Origin of the sequence: Sulfuriferula multivorans (genome assembly GCF_003851125.1) — a bacterium.
In the GTDB taxonomy this organism is placed as follows: Bacteria; Pseudomonadota; Gammaproteobacteria; order Burkholderiales; family Sulfuriferulaceae; genus Sulfuriferula; species Sulfuriferula multivorans.
In genome coordinates, this window is sequence record NZ_BGOW01000020.1 from 69,239 (window position 1) to 90,557 (window position 21,319).

The 21,319-nt window shown below is 53.4% G+C and carries 23 protein-coding genes and 1 tRNA gene; 6 read left to right on the forward strand and 18 right to left on the reverse strand.

Annotated elements, in window-relative coordinates; genetic code table 11:
• Positions 1-2: 2 nt before the first annotated feature.
• From EI185_RS11420 to petA, 5 genes are all read right to left on the reverse strand, one after another.
• Positions 3-389, reverse strand: coding sequence for a ClpXP protease specificity-enhancing factor (locus EI185_RS11420; protein WP_124705285.1), 387 nt, complete (start codon positions 387-389; stop codon positions 3-5).
• Complete coding sequence (locus EI185_RS11425) at positions 389-988, reverse strand: glutathione S-transferase N-terminal domain-containing protein (RefSeq protein WP_124705286.1); 600 nt, start codon at positions 986-988, stop codon at positions 389-391. Before EI185_RS11425 ends, EI185_RS11420 begins: the two co-directional genes overlap by 1 nt.
• A 77-nt stretch (positions 989-1,065) precedes the next feature.
• Positions 1,066-1,785: a cytochrome c1 gene (locus EI185_RS11430; RefSeq protein ID WP_124705287.1), complete on the reverse strand. Its 720-nt coding sequence runs from the start codon at positions 1,783-1,785 to the stop codon at positions 1,066-1,068.
• On the reverse strand, positions 1,785-3,008 hold the full coding sequence (locus tag EI185_RS11435; RefSeq protein WP_124705288.1) for a cytochrome b: 1,224 nt from the start codon (positions 3,006-3,008) through the stop codon (positions 1,785-1,787). The genes EI185_RS11430 and EI185_RS11435 overlap by 1 nt, the downstream gene beginning before the upstream one ends.
• Before the next feature lie 3 nt (positions 3,009-3,011).
• A complete protein-coding gene (petA, locus tag EI185_RS11440) occupies positions 3,012-3,605 on the reverse strand; it encodes a ubiquinol-cytochrome c reductase iron-sulfur subunit (protein ID WP_124705289.1) in 594 nt (197 codons plus the stop codon).
• A gap of 181 nt (positions 3,606-3,786) precedes the next feature.
• Here petA and EI185_RS11445 point away from each other — a divergent pair, with 181 nt between their 5' ends.
• Complete coding sequence (locus EI185_RS11445; RefSeq protein ID WP_189836383.1) at positions 3,787-4,956, forward strand: Do family serine endopeptidase; 1,170 nt, start codon at positions 3,787-3,789, stop codon at positions 4,954-4,956.
• A gap of 17 nt (positions 4,957-4,973) precedes the next feature.
• Here the strand turns inward: EI185_RS11445 and zwf are convergent, their stop codons facing one another.
• From zwf to EI185_RS11465, 4 genes are all read right to left on the reverse strand, one after another.
• On the reverse strand, positions 4,974-6,455 hold the full coding sequence (gene zwf / locus EI185_RS11450; RefSeq protein ID WP_189836384.1) for a glucose-6-phosphate dehydrogenase: 1,482 nt from the start codon (positions 6,453-6,455) through the stop codon (positions 4,974-4,976).
• Positions 6,452-7,372, reverse strand: a complete 921-nt coding sequence (gnd, locus tag EI185_RS11455; protein ID WP_124705290.1) for a phosphogluconate dehydrogenase (NAD(+)-dependent, decarboxylating) — start codon at positions 7,370-7,372, stop codon at positions 6,452-6,454. Before gnd ends, zwf begins: the two co-directional genes overlap by 4 nt.
• A gap of 109 nt (positions 7,373-7,481) precedes the next feature.
• On the reverse strand, positions 7,482-8,210 hold the full coding sequence (locus tag EI185_RS11460) for a hypothetical protein (RefSeq protein WP_124705291.1): 729 nt from the start codon (positions 8,208-8,210) through the stop codon (positions 7,482-7,484).
• Complete coding sequence (locus EI185_RS11465; protein WP_124705292.1) at positions 8,207-8,761, reverse strand: RNA polymerase sigma factor; 555 nt, start codon at positions 8,759-8,761, stop codon at positions 8,207-8,209. The genes EI185_RS11460 and EI185_RS11465 overlap by 4 nt, the downstream gene beginning before the upstream one ends.
• Before the next feature lie 210 nt (positions 8,762-8,971).
• Between EI185_RS11465 and EI185_RS11470 the strand changes: the two genes are divergently transcribed.
• Positions 8,972-9,382, forward strand: a complete 411-nt coding sequence (locus EI185_RS11470; RefSeq protein ID WP_124705293.1) for a DsrE family protein — start codon at positions 8,972-8,974, stop codon at positions 9,380-9,382.
• Between the two features lie 144 nt (positions 9,383-9,526).
• Positions 9,527-10,012 carry a DsrE family protein gene (locus tag EI185_RS11475; RefSeq protein WP_124705294.1) on the forward strand — a complete coding sequence of 162 codons (486 nt, stop codon included), beginning with the start codon at positions 9,527-9,529 and terminating at the stop codon, positions 10,010-10,012.
• Between the two features lie 101 nt (positions 10,013-10,113).
• Here the strand turns inward: EI185_RS11475 and EI185_RS11480 are convergent, their stop codons facing one another.
• Positions 10,114-10,725, reverse strand: coding sequence for a glutathione S-transferase (locus EI185_RS11480; protein ID WP_124705295.1), 612 nt, complete (start codon positions 10,723-10,725; stop codon positions 10,114-10,116).
• A gap of 291 nt (positions 10,726-11,016) precedes the next feature.
• Between EI185_RS11480 and EI185_RS11485 the strand changes: the two genes are divergently transcribed.
• The 3 genes from EI185_RS11485 to EI185_RS11495 all read left to right on the forward strand — a co-directional run bounded on the left by EI185_RS11485 (position 11,017) and on the right by EI185_RS11495 (position 13,777).
• Positions 11,017-12,300 carry a sensor histidine kinase gene (locus tag EI185_RS11485; RefSeq protein WP_223247797.1) on the forward strand — a complete coding sequence of 428 codons (1,284 nt, stop codon included), beginning with the start codon at positions 11,017-11,019 and terminating at the stop codon, positions 12,298-12,300.
• A gap of 70 nt (positions 12,301-12,370) precedes the next feature.
• Complete coding sequence (locus tag EI185_RS11490; protein WP_124705296.1) at positions 12,371-13,018, forward strand: response regulator; 648 nt, start codon at positions 12,371-12,373, stop codon at positions 13,016-13,018.
• Between the two features lie 90 nt (positions 13,019-13,108).
• The gene (locus tag EI185_RS11495; RefSeq protein WP_124705297.1) at positions 13,109-13,777 is read left to right on the forward strand and encodes a mechanosensitive ion channel family protein; all 669 of its coding nucleotides are present in this window, start codon (positions 13,109-13,111) and stop codon (positions 13,775-13,777) included.
• A gap of 59 nt (positions 13,778-13,836) precedes the next feature.
• Here EI185_RS11495 and rluB read toward each other — a convergent pair whose 3' ends face one another.
• From rluB to EI185_RS11535, 8 genes are all read right to left on the reverse strand, one after another.
• The gene (rluB, locus tag EI185_RS11500; protein WP_124705298.1) at positions 13,837-14,769 is read right to left on the reverse strand and encodes a 23S rRNA pseudouridine(2605) synthase RluB; all 933 of its coding nucleotides are present in this window, start codon (positions 14,767-14,769) and stop codon (positions 13,837-13,839) included.
• 45 nt (positions 14,770-14,814) lie between these two features.
• A complete protein-coding gene (gene scpB / locus EI185_RS11505) occupies positions 14,815-15,420 on the reverse strand; it encodes an SMC-Scp complex subunit ScpB (protein WP_124705299.1) in 606 nt (201 codons plus the stop codon).
• Positions 15,407-16,204, reverse strand: a complete 798-nt coding sequence (locus EI185_RS11510) for a segregation and condensation protein A (protein ID WP_124705300.1) — start codon at positions 16,202-16,204, stop codon at positions 15,407-15,409. The genes scpB and EI185_RS11510 overlap by 14 nt, the downstream gene beginning before the upstream one ends.
• A gap of 78 nt (positions 16,205-16,282) precedes the next feature.
• Positions 16,283-16,379 (reverse strand) — tRNA-Sec (locus EI185_RS11515).
• 42 nt (positions 16,380-16,421) lie between these two features.
• Positions 16,422-18,329, reverse strand: coding sequence for a selenocysteine-specific translation elongation factor (selB, locus tag EI185_RS11520; RefSeq protein ID WP_124705301.1), 1,908 nt, complete (start codon positions 18,327-18,329; stop codon positions 16,422-16,424).
• Complete coding sequence (gene selA / locus EI185_RS11525) at positions 18,326-19,768, reverse strand: L-seryl-tRNA(Sec) selenium transferase (RefSeq protein WP_124705302.1); 1,443 nt, start codon at positions 19,766-19,768, stop codon at positions 18,326-18,328. Before selA ends, selB begins: the two co-directional genes overlap by 4 nt.
• Entirely contained in the window at positions 19,765-20,688 is a 924-nt protein-coding gene (gene fdhE, locus EI185_RS11530; RefSeq protein WP_124705303.1) for a formate dehydrogenase accessory protein FdhE, read from the reverse strand. Before fdhE ends, selA begins: the two co-directional genes overlap by 4 nt.
• Entirely contained in the window at positions 20,669-21,319 is a 651-nt protein-coding gene (locus EI185_RS11535; protein WP_124705304.1) for a formate dehydrogenase subunit gamma, read from the reverse strand. The genes fdhE and EI185_RS11535 overlap by 20 nt, the downstream gene beginning before the upstream one ends.

Here is a 21,319-nt window from a genome sequence, read left to right on the forward strand (position 1 = left end):
ACTTATTTGACGATTTTAAGACTTGGCTTGGTGGGTTTTGGTGGGTCTGTTTCGGGCGGACTTGATATATCGGTTTGTTTTTCTACGGCGAAACCCATACCTTCCCCATTTTCCCGGGCAAAAATACCAACCACTGCCGATATGGGAATGTGCAGCTCGCGCGAAACTCCGCCAAACCGGGCGGAAAACTGCACCCAGTCATTGTCCATGGTGAGATTTCGGGTCGCGCTGGCAGACAGGTTAAGCACGATCTGGCCTTCCTTGACAAACTCCATTGGCACTCGCGTATTCTGGTCAACTGCAACCGAGAGATGGGGAGTAAAGCCATTGTCCACGCACCATTCGTAAATGGCACGGATCAAGTAAGGCTTGGTCGTGGTGGATGGCATTACTTGCGCATCGCTTTTTCGTTAGGTGTCAGTGCTTCAATAAATGCAGGCCGGCTAAAAATTCGTTCGGCATATTTAAGCAGATTGGCGGCTTGCCGCGGTAGCTGGACGTCGTAATGATCCAGCCGCCACAGCAAGGGAGCAATGGCTACGTCAAGCATGGAGAAATCATCATTCAGCATGTATTTCTGCTTGGCGAAAATCGGGGCTATCTGGGTCAGGCTGTCGCGCACCATCGCACGCCCTTTTTCCGCTGCTTTCTGGCTGCCGTGCTCTATTGCATGCACATGGCTGAAAAGATCCTGTTCAAAATTAAACAGGAACAGGCGTGCCCGTGCGCGCATTACCGGGTCGGCCGGCATGAGTTGCGGATGCGGAAAGCGCTCATCGATGTATTCGTTGATGATATTCGCTTCATACAGAATAAGATCGCGTTCGACCAATACTGGAACACGATTGTAGGGATTCATCAGCGCCAGATCTTCGGGCTTGTTGTGCAAGTCCACGTCGATGATTTCAAAATCCATGCCTTTTTCGAATAGAACGATACGGCAGCGCTGGCTATAAGGGCAGGTATTGCCGGAATACAAAGTCATCATGATGCTTTACCCTGAAAATGACATGGCCGGCGGAGTACCGCCGGCCGTGAAAACAATGATGGAATGTATGGTGGAGCTTAGTGAATATCCTTCCAGAACTCTTTCTTCAGGTAGTAAGCCAGAATAAAGAATACCCCGAGGAACAGCATCACCACTATTCCTAACTCCTGACGGGTGGTCCGTATGGGTTCACCCATCCAGGTCAAATAATTGACCAGATCGCCAACCATGGCGTTGTACTCGACTTGACTCATCTTGCCCGGCTTGACCAGTTCGAATTCTGGGGCAGCATTCTCATCATGAGCGTCGGCACTCTTTTTAAGTACCTGCTCACCCTGCAAACTCCAGAGGACATTCGGCATCCCCACTTTTTCGAATACCGTATTGTTCCAGCCGGTGGGGCGGGTATCGTCAAGGTAGAAGCTGCGCAGATAAGTGTACAACCAGTCCGGGGTGCGAGCTCGCGCCTCAACGGAAAGATCCGGAGGAGCGGCGCCGAACCATTCCTGGGCATTTACAGGGCTCATGCTAATGCTCATGGTATCGCCCACGTTGGCACTCGCAAACATCAGATTATTCTTGATCTGATCTTTGGTCAGACCAATATCTTCCAGACGCGAATAGCGCATGGCATTGGCACTGTGACAACTCAGGCAATAGTTGGTGAAGATGCGCGCGCCACGTTGCAGTGACGCGTAGTCTTCGAGGTTGACTGGCGCTTTATCCAGATGGACGCTCTCCTCCGATCCAAAGGCAAGCAGAGGCACAAACAGTAGCGCAAACAGAAACTTCTTCATTATCCAGTCACCCTTTCCGGTTCAGGTTTGGTCTTGTCAATCTTGGTATACCAGGGCATTAACAGGAAGAAGGCGAAATAAATCACGCTAAATCCCCGCGCCAGATTCGTGGTAAGCACGGTAACACCTTGTGTGCCAAGATAACCCAGTGCAATAAAGCTGATAACAAACACGGTCAGGAAGCTCTTGTATAAAGTGCCACGATAACGGATTGATTTAACTTTGGAACGATCTAGCCATGGCAGGAAGAACATGATCACCACTGATGCACCCATCGCCACAACACCAAGGAATTTATCCGGCACGGCGCGCAAAATGGCGTAGAACGGGGTGAAATACCATACCGGCTCAATATGCGGAGGCGTTTTCAGTGGGTTTGCAGGAATGAAGTTATTTGCTTCAATGAACCAGCCACCGAATGTTGGCGCAAAGAAGACAATCGCCGAAAATATCATCAGAAACACCACCACCCCCATGATGTCCTTCACCGTGTAATACGGATGGAAAGGAATGCCATCAAGCGGAATGTGGGTGACAGGGTCTTTGTGCTTCTTGATTTCGATACCGTCCGGATTGTTCGAGCCCACCTCATGCAAGGCGATGATGTGGGCAGCGACCAGACCTACCAGCACCAGCGGTAGCGCAATCACGTGGAAAGCAAAGAAGCGGTTCAGTGTGGCATCAGACACCACGAAGTCGCCGCGTATCCACAGTGACAGGTCATTACCAATTACTGGAATTGCGCCAAACAGGGAAATAATCACCTGCGCACCCCAGTACGACATCTGGCCCCATGGCAGCAAGTAGCCCATGAATGCTTCGGCCATTAATGCGAGGTAGAGGAACATGCCGAACACCCAGATCAATTCGCGTGGTTTGCGGTATGAGCCATACATCAGGCCACGGAACATATGCAGGTACACCACCACGAAGAACATCGAAGCGCCGGTGGAGTGCATGTAGCGGATCAGCCAGCCCCAGTCCACGTCACGCATGATGTACTCGACCGACATGAATGCCAGGGCAGCATCAGGTTTGTAGTTCATGGTGAGGAAAATGCCGGTAACGATCTGCATCACCAATACCAACAGTGCCAGCGAACCAAAGAAGTACCAGAAATTGAAATTCTTCGGTGCGTAGTACTCGGACAAATGCGTTTTCCAGTTGGCTGTTAATGGAAATCGCTCATCTATCCAGCCAACAAATTTTTGCATGGTACTCATTCGTTACGCTCCTTTACTGTCATCACCAACCAGGATCAGGTTGTCGTTGACAAATTTGTATGGTGGGATATCCATATTCAGGGGCGCCGGCACATCTTTGAACACCCGAGCTGCAAGGTCATACTTGGAACCGTGACAAGGACAGAGCCAGCCACCGGGCCAATCCGCGCCCAGATCCGCGGCACCCACTTCTTTACGGAAGGTAGGAGAGCAACCAAGGTGAGTGCAGATGCCAACCACCACCAAAAATTCGGGCTTGATGGAGCGCCATTCGTTTTTGCAGTATTCGGGTTGTTGCGGCTGTTCTGACTTTGGATCCAGCAAAAACGAGTCATTTTTAGGCAGTCTGGCCAGCATTTCCTTGGTGCGGTTGACTACCCACACCGGTTTGCCCTGCCATGCGACTGCCAGCAACATACCAGACTCCAACTTGCTGATGTCTACATCGACCGGTGCACCAGCTGCCTTGGCACGCTCGCTCGGTAGCATACTCATGACAAAAGGCACCATCACGGCGACACCTGCCACTCCACCAACGGCAGTAGTGGCAGCGATAAGGAAGCGCCGCTTGCTACGATCCACTTGCTGATTGCTCATAAACGATCCCTGTTTAGGTGACTACAGACTTGCAAAACCGCTATTTTAACCAAAACTGGCTTGAAACATAAAGCCCCTGCCCGCATTTAAACGACAATTTAAATTTTTGGCCTGAAATTCCGTCCTTATCTGTCCTGTATAATTTTCAGTAATCTGTTTTAATCCATAGGTGTATTTGATAATGCGGAAGTTTTGGCTAGTTTTTGCTCAGAGCACCACCATCGCGCTCGGCGTGCTTTTTGTAGTCGTTATTTTCAGGTCTGACTGGCTCACCTGGCGTAACGTAAATAATGGCCCGGGAATCACCATTCGCGAAGTAGCGGCGCCGAGCAGTGGCGGCGCACAGATCGATTCGTTAAGTGCGGCAGCCAAAAAAGCCATTCCATCTGTGGTGAATGTTTTTACCAGCAAGGAAGTGCGTTTACCCCGTAATCCACTGGCTGACGACCCCGTCTTCAAACGTTTTTTTGGCGACCACCCCACATCACGTTCGCAGCGAGTCAACAATCTCGGCTCGGGTGTTATCGTCAGCTCGGATGGTTATATCCTTACCAATCATCACGTTGTCGAAGCTGCGGATGAAATTCAGGTTGCGCTGCATGACGGACGTACGGTACTTGCCAAGGTAGTGGGCTCTGATCCAGAGACTGATCTTGCGGTCCTCAAGGTCAATCTTACCGGATTGCCTGCCATCAGTTTCGCCCAGCCGGATAAAGGCAATGTCGGCGATTTTGTATTGGCTATTGGTGATCCGTTCGGTGTCGGTCAGACTGTCACGATGGGTATTATCAGTGCGCTCGAACGCACGCACCTTGGCATCAATACTTTTGAAAACTTCATCCAGACTGACGCCGCCATCAACCCCGGCAATTCAGGTGGCGCGCTGGTCAATGCGCAAGGCAATCTTATTGGTATCAATAGTGCTATCTATACACGTACCGGCGGCTCACAAGGTATCGGTTTTGCCATTCCGGTCAGTCTGGTTGTCCAGATCATGGACCAGATTATCAAACATGGATCTGTGACGCGCGGCTGGATCGGGGTTGAAGTCCAGGATTTGACGCCAGAACTGGCCGAATCATTCAAATTGCCAAGCACCGATGGCGCGCTTATCGCCGGGATACTCAAAGGCGGCCCTGCAGATTTGGCGGGTATCAAACCAGGGGATGTCTTGATTGACGTCAACGGCAAACCTGTAAAGGATTCCACTTCACTGTTGCAATTGATTGCGGCGCAAACGCCTGGTCAAACGGCTCAATTGAAACTGCTGCGCAAGACGAAAGAAATCGTTGCCACAGTCAATATCAACAAGCGCCCCAAAATCGAGCAACCTGTCGATGATGAGCAATAGCTGTTCAGCGATTTAAATCAAAGCGCGTTGCGCCATTCCTGATCTTCCGAATCGAACAGACGGTTGGCTTCCTGCGGCCCCCAACTGCCTGCACGATAGGTGTGAATGAAATCACGTTCCTGCGCCCAGTATTTGATAATAGGGTCGACCACGCGCCACGCCCACTCTACCTCGTCAAAACGAATAAACAGCGTACGGTCGCCTTCGATCACATCGAGTAACAGGGTTTCGTAGGCATCCAGCGGCGCCTCATGGGTCTGCCGATAGCTGGCATTGAGTTGCATCATGCGCGTATCCATATCCAGACCGGGCTGCTTGACCTGGATTTCCATGCGCATGCTTTCTTCCGGCTGGATAGAAAGTACGATCCAATTCGGGTCTATGGTCTCTAGCGGAGTTTCGCGGAACAGTTGCTGAGGCGGATGTCGAAAACGCAGCGCGATCATGGATGTTTGATCCGCAAGTCGTTTACCTGTGCGCAGATAAAACGGCACACCACGCCAACGCCAGTTATCGATGTAGAATTTGGCCGCAACAAATGTTTCAGTAATCGAATTTGGTTCGACGCCGGACTCCTGCTGATAACCCTGTACTGCAGCACCTTCAATAGCGCCCGGCGCATACTGTGCCCGGAAAGCATGGGCATGCACAGAACGCCGGGGTATTGGGCGGATGGAGCGCAGCACTTTGACTTTTTCATCACGCAACGCATCCGCTTCCAGCGCCGGCGGTGGTTCCATCGCCACCACTGTTAGCAATTGCATCAAGTGATTTTGCAGCATGTCTCGCAAAGCACCTGACTTATCATAATAATCGGCGCGATTTTCGATTCCTACCGTTTCCGCCACCGTAATTTGCACATGATCGATAAAATTGCGGTTCCATAATGGCTCGATAAGCGTATTGGCAAAGCGGAACACCAGCAGGTTCTGTACAGTTTCCTTACCCAGATAGTGGTCAATGCGGAAAATCTGCTGTTCGTCAAAATGGCGATGCAATAACTCGTTGAGATACTGAGCAGACTCGATATCCTCGCCAAAGGGTTTTTCCACCACGATTCGATGCATTCCGCGCGGTTTGCTGAGACCGGATTTATCCAGGTTTTTGATTACTGAGGAAAAATCGGTGGGTTTGATTGCGAGATAAAATATCACATTGGAACACACGCCTGCCTTGGGTTTACCCAGATCCTCCTTGAGGCGCTGGTAGGATTCCACTTCACCCAACTCACCTTGCAGATAATTGAAACGCGCCACAAAACGCGCGCAAACATCCTCAGCGCCGCGATCCAGGATTTTGTCATGCAACAGTGCCATGACGTGTTCGCGCCACATTTTGTCGTCCCAAACGCGTCGGCCAAAAGCAATAAACGTAAGATTCTCGGGCAAACGTTTCGCCTGTTCCAATCGATACAGCGCGGGTATCAGTTTGTTCGAGGCAAGGTTTCCAGTGGCACCAAAAATGACAAAATTACACGGATACATTACGGTCTCGCTCATGCATCACCTTCCTTCACCGCATGGCCACCAAATCCCATGCGCATCATCGCCAGTAGCTTGTTGGCGTAGTCGCCTTGCCCTTGCGATGCAAAGCGCATCATCAATGCCATCGACATTACCGGTGCCGGCGTGCCCTGCTCAACCGATTCGAGCACCGTCCAACGCCCTTCACCCGAATCGGCAACATACGGCTGAATATCATCGAGAGCTTGATCACGTTGCAAAAATTCGGCAGCCAGATCCAGCAGCCACGAGCGCACCACACTGCCATGGCGCCACATTTCAGCCACCGCAGCCAGATCAATATCGAATTCGCGCTTGCCTTTCATCAAAGCCAGCCCTTCGGCCAGTGCCTGCATCATTCCGTATTCGATGCCGTTATGTACCATTTTGACAAAATGACCACTTCCCGCAGCACCGCAATGCAGCCAACCGGCATCGGGTGCCGGGGCAAGAATTTTAATGAAAGGCTCTGCAGCAGCAAGCGCTTCTGCGCTGCCCCCCACCATCAAGGCGTAGCCGTTCTGCAGTCCCCATATGCCGCCGGAGACGCCTGCATCCATAAAATGCAAGCCTGCTTGCGTCAATTGCGCTGCATGGCGTTGGGAATCTTTGTAATAAGCGTTGGCGCCGTCCACTACGGTGTCGCCGGGTGACAAGAGTGGCAACAATACCTCAAGCGCGTCTTCCGTTGGCCGCCCGGCAGGCAACATCAACCAGACCAGACGCGGCGCTGCGAGTCCAGCCACCAGATCAGCCAGAGAACCCTGTGCCAAGACATTGGGGTGTTCCTGCGCAAGATTCAGCGCAACATCGTGACTGCGATTCCAGGCATGGACAACCGTGCCTCCACGCGCCAGGCGCCGCGCCATATTGGCACCCATTTTCCCCAACCCCAGCATCCCGATCTGCTTCATTCACTTCTCTCCGATTGACGTCGACTCCATACATGCTGCTAAACACACATGGCTTTATGCTAGTTGGCTAAAAGCGACAATACAACCGGATAAAGAAAATATAAGTGGGTTAAACCTTGATATAGGTCCAACCATGCTGCAGACGGTTGATGATTTCTCCAACGGCGGTCGGTGCAACACGGGTCTCGGGAAGCAATTTGACTTTAACGCCCTCTTTACTCAAGCGGCGCATGGTTTGTCCGCAAGCAACAAAACTGATGTTGGTATGCTGACGCGCAAGCTTCTCGATTCGAGCGGCATAGGGAGTGGCGTCGGCACGCAAAAGGTCGAGGCCATAACTATTGGCAATCACTTCGACCTGAACAGGCTGCCCAATAATTCTCTCGTGCTGAAGCAGATAGTCCACATCATCCAGCAAAGTTTTTAATTTGACTGGCTGATCAGAATCTACGTGCAAAACAATTTTTCGGGTGTCTGCCTTGATGCCCGCCAAGCTGACCGGGCGCTGCATTCCGGCCTGATTCAGGGCGGGTTGTGCTGGTCGCTGTGGATTATTCCAGTCGCGCCCAAACCAGCCTATGGCAAGCCCTAACACAAGCACCATGCCAGTTGCCAAATAGTGCGATGCACCAAATTGGCGTGCCCTGTTTTTCTGGTATGCGGGAGGCGGTTCTGCATAACCGTGACTGACCATTTCCTTGACGGCACGTAATGCACATAGCTGGTGAGCGAGTTCCGGATCCTTCTCCAACGCAACAAACAGCCTATCTTTTTCAACCAGATCCAGTTCGCCGTCAATAAACGCATTCAATTGCTCCTGGGAGATTTCCGGCTTCATTTTACGCTCCTCAGCGTCCCCGTTTTTATCTGGGGTGACAACTCAACCAGTTTCGCTTTCAAGGACTGGCGTCCACGGCATAAGCGACTCATCACTGTACCTACCGGAATTTCAAGGATTTCGGCCACCTGGTTGTAGCTGAACCCTTCCAGATCAATCAGCGTCAGAACTTGACGCTGGCCTATCGGCAATTGCGCAACCGCGGCGCGTACCCGATCAACTATCTGGCTACGTGAATGGATATGCTCGGGGGTTTCGTCATGGGCATAGTGATGGTCTTCCAGTTCGTCAACATCCTGAAAGGTTTTTTGACACCTGAAGCAATCGCGCCAGCAGTTATGCAAAATTTTGAACAGCCAACTGTCAAGCTGAGCCGGGTCGCGCAACTGATGTAGCCGGGCCAATCCGCGAGTGAGCGCCTCTTGCACCAAATCATCGGCCAATGAACGATCATGGCACCAGGAGTAGGCAACACGATATAAACGCGTGCGCCGTTCCTTGAGTTGAACGCGCAAACTTCCATCGCCAATCAGCAAAGATAATAAACTCATACCCTGAAAAGACCAGTAATGTTTGTATTGAAGTGCTTCATAACTAAGTAGACGTTGGATCCTATCAATCTATTCCATTCCAGAAATATTCCTTTTGCCATGGAATATTTCTATAGTGCAATTTGTCTATATTAGGCCATATAGCAAAGATGTATGATTGCTCGTATCAATCATTAATGCTTTTAGAACAAAATAAAAAAGGAGTTGGAGATGAAGAAAGTCATATTTGCACTGCTGCTGTTTTTTGGTCTGAGTAATGCGCTATTTGCACATGACGGCCCTGTTTCCGAAGGGGTAGTGGTCCAGGCAAATGGCAATGATGCCGCCGATTTCAAACGTGCCCTGATACTCGCCTCCAACATGCATGAAGTCCTGACCAAGGCAAAATTCGAGATTGTGGTCTATGGGCCCAGCGTGAAACTCCTTACTGCTTTTAGCAACGAGGTGCCGCTAATCCAGAAAGTACAAAGCGAAGGAATTAAAGTTATTGCCTGCGGAAGATCCCTCAAGTCAGAACACTTGAAGGATAGTGATTTGGCACCTAACATCACCGTGGTACCATTTGGCGCCGTCCATATTGTAAACAGACAAAAACAGGGGTGGCAGTATATCAAGCCCTAGCAACAAGCATGCGTCTTCTACTCGATCCAAAATCAGCAAAAGACTGAGTGAGACACGCATTCAGTAGCACGAGGCAACACATCGCAGTCGAAACAGGGATATCCCCATTTGCAATATTAACCTGACATATCGAAAGGCACCGCAATGAACTTGAATAAAGTGAAAATCGCCCTATTCGCAACCACGCTGTTTTTCTCCTTGGGCGCTGGCGCTACTCAGTCCCTTCTGCAAGGATATTCCTATGATCACCCGAAACTCATACATGACCTGCCTTTCGCCAAGCACCATGCTGTACTGCAGGTAAGCCAGGATGATCCTGAATTATGGAATCTGACACTGAACAATGCCACCAACATGCTCCAATATTTCGGCGAGGATAAAGTACAGATCGTTGTCGTGGCTTACGGTCCTGGTCTTAAAATGCTGTTGAAGGACTCCCCGGTAGCCAAGCGCCTGCAGACCCTTGATGCACAAGGTGTGGAATTTGATGCCTGCAATGTCACCTTGCAAGGTATGGCAAAAAAATTGGGACATGTTCCTGAATTGGCTCCGGAATCAGTGATCGTCCCAGGCGGCATCATTCGAATCATGCAACTCCAGCAGCATGGCTACAACTATATCAAGCCTTGAGATTCGCCTGGAATCGACTCAACACAGCGGCTTAAGCGTGATGAGATCGTAATTCCTCTTTGTGCGGCAAACCTATCCTCCCCAGTCGGGGAGGATTTCATTTAAACTGGCGGCTCTGTACTATTAAATGAAGCACGGCTACTTAACTTTGTTGCGAGCCGAGCCAAGTTTGGGTAACCCTCGCGCCATTTTATCTTCTCGGCGAAGCGTAAATCCAGATAGCCCAAAGCACACCCCACGGCAATATCGGCTAGGGAAAATCCCGTTTCCATGCACCAGGGCTTCTCTCCCAAATATTCCGCCAAAGTTTCCAGACCGCGAAAAATCTTTCCCTCCTGCCGGATTATCCATTCAGGATTTTGCTGATCCTGTGCACGCTTTTTTTCGATAAAAATTGCTGCGGCTGCATCACAGATGCCATCTGCCAGGGCCTCCCAACGTTTCACCAGTATGCGACTGTGCGCATCCTGAGGAAACATACGTCCCACGGGTGAAACGTTATCCAGATATTCCACAATCACCCTTGAATCAAAGAGAGCGGTGCCGTCATCCAGTAGCAGCACAGGGATTTTCCCAAGTGGATTGTAATCGGGGACGTGGCTATCCTCGTTCCATGGAATATCCACCACCAATTCGCATTCAATATGTTTTTCCGCCAGCACCACGCGTACTTTTCGGGCAAAAGGGCTGGTCAAGGATGCAATCAGTTTCATAGATACTTTCTAAATAGAAAAGGGTTAACCGGACCATCACGGATGACAAGCGTTTATACTGACAATCGAACAATACCGTACCTAACTAGGACTTGAGCTTTCTAAAATTCATTCCGTATGAACAATAATACATTCATAGACATACCAGACCCTCGTTGGCTGCCCATTCTCATGAATGGCTCGCTCAGCGAGATTTATGTAATGGATTGTGACACGCTGTATTTGGTTCACGCAAATGACGCCGCATATCTCAATCTACAGTACTGTGCCGCTGAATTGGCAGGCATGACCATGCTTAATGTAACCCGCGGCCTATCTGAAAAAAAGCTGACCGAAGCATTACAGCCCTTGCGTACAAGCAATGCTGAATACGTCCCGCTTGAGTTAACACTGGTACGCCGCGATGGTACTACCTACCCCATCAGTTTTCGAGTGTTTCTATCGCATTCGATGATTATTGCGATTGGCAATGACCAGACTGCCTCAATTGCCTCTGCCCAGGCTTTGGGACTAAGCGAATCGCGCTTTCGTGCAATCGTGTCAAACATGCCTGGCCTGGTTTATCAGTTCGTGCGCCAACACAATGGAGAAATTTCTTTTCCTTATCTCAGCGACGGCTGTCACGCGCTGCTTGGCGTTACTCCCAGTCAGTTACGTAGTGATCCCACGCTATTTGCCGATTTGATTCTGCCGGAAGATATGCCTTCCTACATTGATTCAATGATGGCTTCGGCACGCACCCTTTCAGCGTGGAACTGGGAGGGCAGAATCTGGATTGAAAAATGGAAGGACACCAAATGGATCAACTTGCGAGCCACTCCCCGCACCATCGATCAGTCGCATGAACGCCCAGGCGTTGCATGGGATGGCGTAATGACCAATATCACTCAAAGCAGACTGGAAAAACACGAAATCCGCAGTTCCCGAGAACAACTTGCCGAATTGTCTGCACATATCGAACTGGTCAAGGAACAGGAACGCACTCGTATCGCCCGCGAAATTCATGATGATCTGGGCGGCAACCTGACTGCCATTAAAATGGCAATGGCTTTACTGATCCGGCGCCTGCCCGAGACGCCTGAATTGCTTGAAAAAGCCCATTACGTGGAGGCACTGGCGGATCGCAGTATAGAATCTGCGCATCGCATTGCAGCAGATTTGCGTCCCAGCGTGCTGGACTTTGGCATCGTAGCTGCGCTAGAGTGGCACGCCAAGGAGTTCGAGAAACAAGCTGGCATACCCTGCAGTTTTTCTTCGAACTGCGAAGAAATTCAACTCGATCCTGACCAGGCTACAGCTCTGTTCCGGATTTTTCAGGAGGCCTTGACCAATATTGCCAAACACGCGCATGCCAGCCGAGTGACCGTCAAGCTCGCCTTGAGCAAACGCTGCGTTGACCTGGAAGTAGCCGATAATGGACGAGGCATCAACACAGCCGACCGAATGAAGCCGAAATCCTTTGGTATACGCGGCATGGTGGAACGTGCCAATGCACTGGGCGGGAAACTCCATATAAGTCCGATTGCTGCAGGCGGGAGTCTGGTACGCATCAAAATCCCGTTATCCACAACATGAGAGAATGCGGGATAATCTCAAAGAGAAAGAATCAACAGGATTTGACTTCGAGTACTAGCCAGGTAGCCTTATGACAGTAACGAAAGCAATCAAGGTGTTTATCGCGGACGATCACGCAATCGTACGTGAAGGTTTGAAACAGATACTCGCCGACACCAAAGACATCATCGTGGCAGGCGAGGCAGAAAACGGTCTGGATGCCATCCGGTCGACCCGAAAAAGCGGCTGTCATGTGCTGTTACTGGATATCTCCATGCCTGACCGCAGCGGCATCGAAGTATTAAAGCAGATAAAAAAGGAATCCCCAGGTATTGCTGTGCTCATGTTATCCATGCACCGCGAGGATCAATACGCCATCCGCTCGCTCAAAGCCGGCGCATCGGGCTATCTCAATAAACAAAGCGCTCCTGCGGAACTGGTCAATGCCATCCGCCAGGTTGCTGCCGGTAAAAAATATATCACTGCCGAACTCGCCCAGGAACTGGCGAATCACTTCGATGACGCACAGGAAACACCCCCGCACGAACTACTTTCCGATCGTGAATATCAGACTTTAACGATGATCGCATCGGGCAAAACGGTCAGCGACATTGCGAATGAGCTAACGCTTTCAGTCAAGACGATCAGCATGTATCGTTCACGTTTATTATTAAAAATGAAACTGCACAATAATGCCGAATTAACCCATTACGCCATCAAGAACCAGCTGGTAGAGTAAACAAGTAACCCATCTCTGAACCCTCATTTATTTTACAAATTGCACACAGAACAATTTGTAAAATGTCAGATCATTTTTTAAGGAGTTGCCATGCAACAGCTTGATATTTTTCTCGCTTCCATCACTTCATTCTGGACACAACTGGCAGCCTTTGTACCGCAGTTAATGGCTGCCCTGGTGTTAATGTTTGTAGGCTGGCTGGTGGCCAAGCTGGTGCGCGCGGGGATGGTCAAGCTGCTCCACGTACTGCAGTTTGACAAGCTATCAGAACGTTCGGGTATCGAAGCTTTTCTCAAACAAGGTCAGCTCGAGGTATCTCTCGGCGGACTACTGGCGGGATTAATGTATTGGCTGATTATCCTGATTGTCATTGTCACGGTATCCAATAGCCTGGGCCTGCATATCGTAGCAGAGCTGTTCAACCGTATCGTTCTGTATATACCCAATATCATCGTTGCCATATTCGTCCTGGTACTTGGGGCAATCTTGTCGCGCTTCATCAATCGCCTGATCTTTGCCTATCTTAGCAACATAGGTGTACAGGGGGCGTTGACCATCAGCACCATTTCAGAATATGCAACGCTGATTTTTGTATTTTTTGTTGCCCTGGAACAACTCAATATCGGCCGCGAATTGCTCACAGCCGCATTTATTATTGGTTTTGGTGCCGTAGGGCTGGCATTTGCACTGGCATTTGGCTTGGGTGGACGCGATTGGGCGGCAGGCGTGATTGCGCGCATGACGCAAAAGCGCAAATAGCTTCAGCGCGTATCCTCAGCCCATACCGGAAATATTACCGGGTGGCCAAAATCAAGGTTCTAGCGTTTCTTGTCTTGCGGGCGATTCTGCGGCAGCATTTCCGGAACAGGTAAATCCGTCCATTTCAGGATTGCTGCGACCTGCTGCGATTCCAATTCCAGCATCTGGCCGCGCTTTACCCGCGGCGGAAGGTTGACCATGCCGAAACGCACCCGGATCAAACGGCTTACCATCATCCCCATGGCTTCGAACATGCGTCGCACTTCGCGATTGCGGCCTTCCTTGATGATCACCTGATACCAGCGGTTGGAACTTTCTCCCCCCTGTTCGGCGATGCGCTCAAAGTGGGCAGGTCCATCATCCAACTGGATTCCGGCGGTCATGCTGCGCATTTGCTCCTGACTGAGCTCGCCCATGATACGCACCGAATATTCACGTTCCACTTCAAAGCTGGGATGCATCAAGCGATTGGCCAGATCGCCACTGGTGGTAAAAATAAGCAGGCCTTCGGTATTGAAATCCAGTCGGCCTATGGCGATCCACTTGCCATTACGCACGCGCGGCAATTCCTCGAATACCGTGGTGCGCGCCTGCGGGTCGTCGCGGCTGACGATTTCGCCTTCGCGTTTGTGATAGATCAACACGCGCGGCAGTTCGTCTTCCAGATTCAGCTTGACTGGCCGGTTATCCACCAGGATACGATCGCCCGGCGATACCCGACGGCCGAGCGTGGCCACAGTACCGTTGACCGAAACTCGTCCCGCTTCAATCCATGTCTCCATATCGCGGCGTGATCCCAACCCGGAACCTGCCAACACTTTTTGCAGCTTTTGCGATGCAGGCGCGTCGTTTTCGGGTTCTGCGCTGATTTCAGGCACAGTGCTTGGTTTCTGCACACGTGGTTTGACCGGCTCCGGCGCCAGGGGACGGCGGATCGGCGACGCAGGCTTTGCACGGGATTTTTTAGGTGGACGAATCGGGGAAGATGGCATGAGAGTGTAGTCCGGAAGTGCAGCAGGAACGCAGCTATGCGCTAATTATACCGGCGAATCGTCGCTTGCCTGTTCTATTAGCTCAGCCAGATTGAGTTCACCACTATGCGGATTGGGATCCACCAGAGATCCCAATTCGACCAATGGCGGCAATTCATCCAGCGCACGCAGATTGAGGTCACTCAGGAATTGTTTGGTCGTCGCATACAGGGCAGGCCGTCCCGGTACATCACGGTGACCGACGACCTTGATCCAGTCGCGCTCTTCCAGTGTTTTAATAATCTGGGTGTTCACCGTCACACCCCGAATTTCTTCAATATCGCCACGTGTCACGGGCTGCTTATAGGCAATGATGGCGAGGGTTTCCATCACGGCACGCGAATATTTTGGAGGCTTTTCCGGGTTGAGACGGTTGATAAAATGTTGATATTCGGGACGCGTCTGAAAACGCCAGCCGGATGCCACCAGCGCCAGCTCCACCCCCCTTCCCTGCCAGTCATCACGCAACTCATCGAGTGCGCGACGCAAAAACTCGATACTCAATTCCTCTTCAAAAAGACGCTGCATATCATTGATTAACAATGGCTCTCTCGAGGAAAGTAGCGCGGTTTCCAGGACGATTTTGAGTTCTGAAATATTATTGATCGGCATGTGATAAACGGATATAAATGGGTGAAAAGGCGGCGCTCTGAGTGATTTCAACCATGCGTTCGCGCGCAAGTTCGAGGATGGCGAGAAACGTTACCACCAGATGCGGGATGCCCTTACCGGGGTCAAACAAGCAGGCAAACTCAAGGAAATCACCGGTCTGCAAGGCATCCAGTATCTGCCCCATTGCCTCGCGTACCGACAGTTCCTGACGGCCCACAGTATGGCGACGGTGCGCACCGGCGCGTGCAACAAGACCAAGCCAGGCGGCGCGCAAATCTCCCGGTTCGACATGAGGCAACAATTTACCTGCCTCTTCACCCCATATCGCAATCACCTCGAAATCACGGCCTTCACGTGGCTTGTTTTCGACCGTTTGTGCAGCAATTTTCATCTGCTCGTATTCGAGCAGGCGCCGTACCAGTTCGGCGCGTGGATCTTCCACCTCCCCGGTTTCATCCTCTTGCAGCCGACGCGGCAACAACATGCGCGACTTGATTTCGATCAGCAGGGCCGCCATCAGCAAGTATTCCGCCGCCAGATCCAGCCGGCTGCTACGCATCAATTCTACATAATCCATGTACTGGCGCGTGATATCGGCCATCGGAATATCCAGCACATCCAGATTGTGGCGGCGGATAAGATATAGCAGCAGATCGAGCGGACCTTCAAACGCATTGAGATATACCGCCAAGGCATCCGGCGGAATGTACAAATCCTGCGGCAAGTCGGTGAATGGCTCGCCATTCACCAGGGCCAGCGGCTGGGTATCTATTATTTCTGACATCCATGCATTTTGCCTGAGTCAGAGCGGTTTGGGCTATAGTCAGGCGTTAAACAAATCCAGTGTCATGTCAGATGGAATTGGCGGAAGAGAGTGGGAGTCGAACCCACCAAGGATCGTCTGACGACCCTTACCGGATTTGAAGTCCGGCCGCCCCACCGGGGAACGAATCTCTTCCATAAACGACAAGCTTGCACAGCAAGCAAGGGTACAACAGCAGCTAGCCTGTAAACAAATCTGCGTGGCGCAGTTTGTGCCGATCACGCGTACGCCGGGTGAAGCCCACCCGGTCAAAGAATTCCAGAATCTGGATCGCCAGTTTGCGTCCTACGCCGATACGATCGCGGAAAACAGCAGCTTCGAGCAGATCGTCCTGTGCCAGTTGGTGGGCGATGGTAGCGAGTGCCGTGACCGATCCACGCGTGAAAAAATGGTCGTGTGCCACCTGAAACACATCCCCCAAACGTGCCAATCGCTGCAATAGCAGACGCATGGCAGATTCGTCCACATCCAGGACCTTCGCGATATCCCGCACTCTGGGCGGCTGGTAAGGCGCGGCATCCAGCAATGGGTGCACTTTGGCCCAGAGTTTTTCCTCGTGTGCCAACAGGGCCACACTGTGACCCGGTAAATGCAGCCACAATCCGCTGGCTTTGATGTTGCCAATGGCCAGCGATTCATCAGTAAGCGCCAGAAAAGCTGAGCGCGACAGCATCGGCGCAGTCATCCGGCGCAAACGCTCGCGGTCCACGCCCAGCATATCCGGCACGCGGGCATGCTCAGCCGTCAACGTATCCAGCAGGCGCTGCCTGAGCGCTTCCCACACGGTTGGGGAAAAGCCGATGGCTGTCTCCCCTTCCTCCACCCTGCGCATAGCCAGTGAGGCCCATACGCTGCTCGCTTCGTCTTCGCGCAGATTCCAGTTCAGTGCAAAGCGGCGCAAATCCACACCGTTGGTGCTCGCTTGCAGCATCGCCTGCATGGCATCGGCAGGCGCGCCGGTTTCCAGCGCGCGCAGCAGTGCGATTCTGGACGGCGTGCGTCGTCCGCGCGCGGGCGGAAAACTGTCCAGCACGCGGCCACCACCAAGGGTTCGGCTGGCAGACTGGTCGCGCACGATGAAACGGTCACCGTGCAGCGCACCTACGGGTTTGTCCAGCACCAGTTGCACCAAGGCGTCCATGCCGGGTGCCACCACCTCGCCTTCCAGCACCGACACACGCCCGGAGACATCCGTTGCGCCCAGGTGGACGTGCACCGGCGTCCAGTGGCGCAGGGGCTTGTCCTCGCTGGCCAGCACGCGCAGTCGTGCATCCAGCCGCGTCACCGGTGCGTGTAGCAGCTCGGCCAGTACCCAGTCGCCCCGTGCTACGGATGCTTTGTCCAGACCCGGCCCGACCAGGTTGAGTGCGCAACGCTGCCCGGCCACCCCGGTTTGCGCCGGGCGGTCCTGGGCGTGGATGCTGCGTACCCGCACCGGGATATTGGAAGGTGACATGACCAGCTTGTCGCCTACAGTCACGACGCCGGAAAATACCGTGCCGGTCACCACCGTGCCAATGCCAGACAACGTGAAGCAGCGGTCTACCGCCAGGCGGAAATGGCCGCTGGCCGGGCGTTGCTGCAGCGCCTGCGCTTCCGCTTCCAGGTGCGCGCGCAACGCGGGAATGCCGCTGCCAGTCAAGGCCGAAACGGGATAAATGTCGCTGCCTTGCAGGCCAGTGCCCAGCAGCAAGGCAGCGATGTCGGCGCGTACGGCTTCCAAACGATCGGCGGATACCCGGTCTGCTTTGGTCAACGCCACCACGCCGTGTTGCAGCCCAAGCAGGTCGAGGATGTGCAGGTGTTCGCGCGTCTGCGGCATGGGGCCGTCGTCGGCCGCCACCACCAGCAGCACAAAATCGATGCCGGTGGCACCCGCCAGCATGTTATGGATGAATTTTTCGTGACCCGGTACGTCGACGAAGCCGAGTACATCGCCGTTGGGCAGGGGTGTATAGGCGTAGCCCAAGTCGATGGTGATGCCGCGCGCCTTCTCTTCCTTGAGGCGGTCCGCGTCCACGCCGGTCAGGGCTTTGACCAGTGCGGTCTTGCCGTGGTCGATGTGACCTGCAGTGCCGATGATCAAAAGCGCAAAGAACCGAGTTGGGATTGCAGCATGTCTGCCTGCTCCAGGCAGCGCAAATCCATGCAGAATGCGCCTTCACTTACGCGGCCAATGACCGGAACCGGCAGATTGCGGAAGGCGTGCTCAATTTTTTTCAGCGCTGTGCCTTCACCCTTGCCACGCACAACGGGCGTTAGCGCCAGACAGAAGCTGGGCAGGCGGTCGATCGGCAACGAGCCGCTACCGATCTGGCTGTGGCAGGCGCGCACCTCAACCTGTGCCACGCCCGCCAGCGCGGCGCCCATGGCGGGCAACAGGGTCTGGGCAGTGCGTTCGATGTCGGCCACAGCGCGGGTCAGCAGGCGCAGCGTGGGCAAGCGCGCAGCCAGGCGATCCGGGTCGCGGTAGAGCTGCAGCACGGCCTCCAGTGCGGCCAGCGTCATTTTGTCCACGCGCAGGGCGCGTTTGAGCGGGTTTTTCTTGATTCTGGCGATCAGGTCACGGCGTCCGACCAGGATGCCTGCCTGCGGCCCGCCCAGCAACTTGTCGCCGCTGAAGGTGACTAGATCGGCACCGGCGACGAGCGAATCCATCGGGGTGGGCTCCTGGGGCAGGCCGAAGTCGCGCAGGTTGACCAGGGTACCGCTGCCCAGATCCACCATGAAAGGCAAGTTGTGCTTATGTGCAAGTTGCGCCAGTGCGGCTTCCTCGACCGTGGCGGTAAAGCCCTGGATGGCATAGTTGCTGGTGTGCACCTTGAGCAGCAGGGCGGTTTTGGCGTCGATGGCTTCGGCGAAATCCTTCAGATGGGTGCGGTTGGTGGTGCCGACCTCCTTCAAGCGGCAGCCCGCCCGCGCCATGATGTCCGGCACGCGGAACGCGCCGCCAATTTCCACCAGCTCGCCGCGCGACACGATCACCTGTTTGCGCAGGCCCAGGCTGTTGAGCGCGAGGAACACCGCAGCGGCGTTGTTGTTGACCACAGTGGCTGCTTCCGCGCCGGTAATTTCGCACAATAGCGGTTCGATCAGCTCATCGCGGTCGCCGCGTGTGCCGCTGGCAAGGTCGTATTCCAGGTTGCAGGATTGTGAGGCGGCCATCACCACTGCGGCCACTGCTTCGTCCGGGAGGCGCGCGCGTCCCAGGTTGGTGTGCAGTACGGTGCCGGTCAGGTTGAGCACCTGGCGCAAATGCGGTTGACGCGCAGCAGCCAGGCGCTGTTCAAGCATCTCGGCGAGTTTGATTTCAGCAAAGGCATCGGCGGGCAACGCCAGGTTGCCAGCCAGGCGCTCGCGCAGCTCTGCGAGCCATTGGCGTACTGCAGCAGTGGTGACTGCGCGGCCATAGGTTTCCGTCAAAGCGCGTACCGAAGGCAGGTTCAGCACGCGATCGACAGAGGGAATCGTGGGCAACGGTGTGGCAGGCGCCGTTCCGTCGGCCGCGTGGGGAGACAAGCTCATGCGTCGTGTGACCCCGGGAACAGCAGCAGGTTGGGACCGCTGCGCTGATAGCCCGCCTCATCCATGAGAATGTCCAGCGCCAGGCTCGCCAGATCGTCGGCGACGGGATCAACAGCCATGTTTTTTTCCATGTAGAGGATTTTCAGGTAGCTGTTGCACTCGTCGCAGATTTCCGCCTTCACCGCTTCATCGCCGCCGTCGATATTGAAATAGGCAATGCCCTTGGTGGACTCGCAATGGCTGCATTTGATCCGCACCATGTTCCATTCGCTTTCGCACAGGGAACAGTGCAGGTAGCGCAGCCCTTGTTCGACCCCGCCGATACGTACCACGCTGGCGGTGGGCAGAGAACCGCACGCCGGGCACAGGGTATGCACGTCGGGCCGGGGAAAGTCGCCCGGTTCAAGGGCAGAGGCCAGACGCACCCAATACACCTGCAGCGCAGCACCGATCAACGGGGCCGCGGCCAGATCCAGTCCAGCATAATCGCCGCTTAGCAAACGGTCGGCAAAGATATCCAGCTCCGTCTCTGACAACGCCTGGATACGGGCTATTGCAGCTTGCGTAGCAGCGTTTGCCTGCCCCGACACTTGTTTCAGGATGGTGCTCAGACCCTCGCGCCAACTGGCGTCGCGCAGCAGCGTTTGGGTGCCCAGAGGTGGCATGCCGTGGGTTTTGCATAGCATGATCTGCTCGGCATCCGGCAGTTTGGGTGTGCCCAGGTTATTCAGGGCGTGGTGCTGTGCCTCGGCCAGATGCCCCATAAAACGCAGGAAGTCGGCCATGGCGTGCCCCTCAGCGAGGCTCATCAAGCGCCGTGAACGCTCGCCGAACAATACGCTGGCATTTGGCTGGCGCAGGAACGGCGGCTCAATGGAGGGTGGCTGGATAAAACCCGGTTCAATAATGGTCGTGGCCACGTATTTCTCCCTTTTTTATTTTTCGATACCAGTCCAGGTGGTGCTGGCGCGTCCAGGCCTCGGTCACAGTACCCCGCGTCATGGCACCCACCGATCCCTTGACCCAGATTGCCGCGTAAATATGGATTATCAGCCCGGTAATCGCAACAAAAGCACTGAGGGCATGCACCAATACCGCCACTCGTATTAAGACAATGGGCACGTAAGGCGCGAAATACGGCTGCCAGATCAATATTCCGGTAATCAATAGAAGCAGGATGCTAATTACCATGGTCCAGAAAAATAATTTCTGGCCGGCATTGTAACGTCCTACCGCCGGCAGTTTTTCCTCTTGATTTGTGACAACGTCATCCATTTGCCGTAGCCATTGACGGTCATTGCCGGTAAGGAAATTATGGCCCCAGAAACGGAGCGCGAGGGCCAGGAATGCAACGAACATGACGACACCGATAAAAGGATGCAGGATGCGGGTCCACGGACCGCCGCCCAATAGGTGAGAGAGAAAGAAAAATGCTGGATGAAACAACGCAAGACCGCTCAGTGCCACCAGAATAAAAGTGATTGCCACAAACCAGTGATTGAACCGGTCGGATGGAGGATAGCGCTCTATCAAGTAAGGCCGTTTGGACAT

Coding starts and splice junctions, on each gene's coding strand:
- EI185_RS11430 (WP_124705287.1), bottom strand. CDS start 1,785: ATGAAGAAGTTTCTGTTTGCGCTACTGTTTGTGCCTCTGCTTGCCTTT.
- selA (WP_124705302.1), bottom strand. CDS start 19,768: ATGAGCTTGTCTCCCCACGCGGCCGACGGAACGGCGCCTGCCACACCG.
- gnd (WP_124705290.1), bottom strand. CDS start 7,372: ATGAAGCAGATCGGGATGCTGGGGTTGGGGAAAATGGGTGCCAATATG.
- EI185_RS11420 (WP_124705285.1), bottom strand. CDS start 389: ATGCCATCCACCACGACCAAGCCTTACTTGATCCGTGCCATTTACGAA.
- EI185_RS11495 (WP_124705297.1), top strand. CDS start 13,109: ATGCAACAGCTTGATATTTTTCTCGCTTCCATCACTTCATTCTGGACA.
- EI185_RS11475 (WP_124705294.1), top strand. CDS start 9,527: ATGAACTTGAATAAAGTGAAAATCGCCCTATTCGCAACCACGCTGTTT.
- rluB (WP_124705298.1), bottom strand. CDS start 14,769: ATGCCATCTTCCCCGATTCGTCCACCTAAAAAATCCCGTGCAAAGCCT.
- EI185_RS11510 (WP_124705300.1), bottom strand. CDS start 16,204: ATGTCAGAAATAATAGATACCCAGCCGCTGGCCCTGGTGAATGGCGAG.
- EI185_RS11470 (WP_124705293.1), top strand. CDS start 8,972: ATGAAGAAAGTCATATTTGCACTGCTGCTGTTTTTTGGTCTGAGTAAT.
- EI185_RS11490 (WP_124705296.1), top strand. CDS start 12,371: ATGACAGTAACGAAAGCAATCAAGGTGTTTATCGCGGACGATCACGCA.
- EI185_RS11480 (WP_124705295.1), bottom strand. CDS start 10,725: ATGAAACTGATTGCATCCTTGACCAGCCCTTTTGCCCGAAAAGTACGC.
- EI185_RS11465 (WP_124705292.1), bottom strand. CDS start 8,761: ATGAGTTTATTATCTTTGCTGATTGGCGATGGAAGTTTGCGCGTTCAA.
- EI185_RS11425 (WP_124705286.1), bottom strand. CDS start 988: ATGATGACTTTGTATTCCGGCAATACCTGCCCTTATAGCCAGCGCTGC.
- EI185_RS11460 (WP_124705291.1), bottom strand. CDS start 8,210: ATGAAGCCGGAAATCTCCCAGGAGCAATTGAATGCGTTTATTGACGGC.
- EI185_RS11535 (WP_124705304.1), bottom strand. CDS start 21,319: ATGTCCAAACGGCCTTACTTGATAGAGCGCTATCCTCCATCCGACCGG.
- EI185_RS11445 (WP_189836383.1), top strand. CDS start 3,787: ATGCGGAAGTTTTGGCTAGTTTTTGCTCAGAGCACCACCATCGCGCTC.
- EI185_RS11485 (WP_223247797.1), top strand. CDS start 11,017: ATGCTTAATGTAACCCGCGGCCTATCTGAAAAAAAGCTGACCGAAGCA.
- zwf (WP_189836384.1), bottom strand. CDS start 6,455: ATGAGCGAGACCGTAATGTATCCGTGTAATTTTGTCATTTTTGGTGCC.
- scpB (WP_124705299.1), bottom strand. CDS start 15,420: ATGCCGATCAATAATATTTCAGAACTCAAAATCGTCCTGGAAACCGCG.
- petA (WP_124705289.1), bottom strand. CDS start 3,605: ATGAGCAATCAGCAAGTGGATCGTAGCAAGCGGCGCTTCCTTATCGCT.
- EI185_RS11435 (WP_124705288.1), bottom strand. CDS start 3,008: ATGAGTACCATGCAAAAATTTGTTGGCTGGATAGATGAGCGATTTCCA.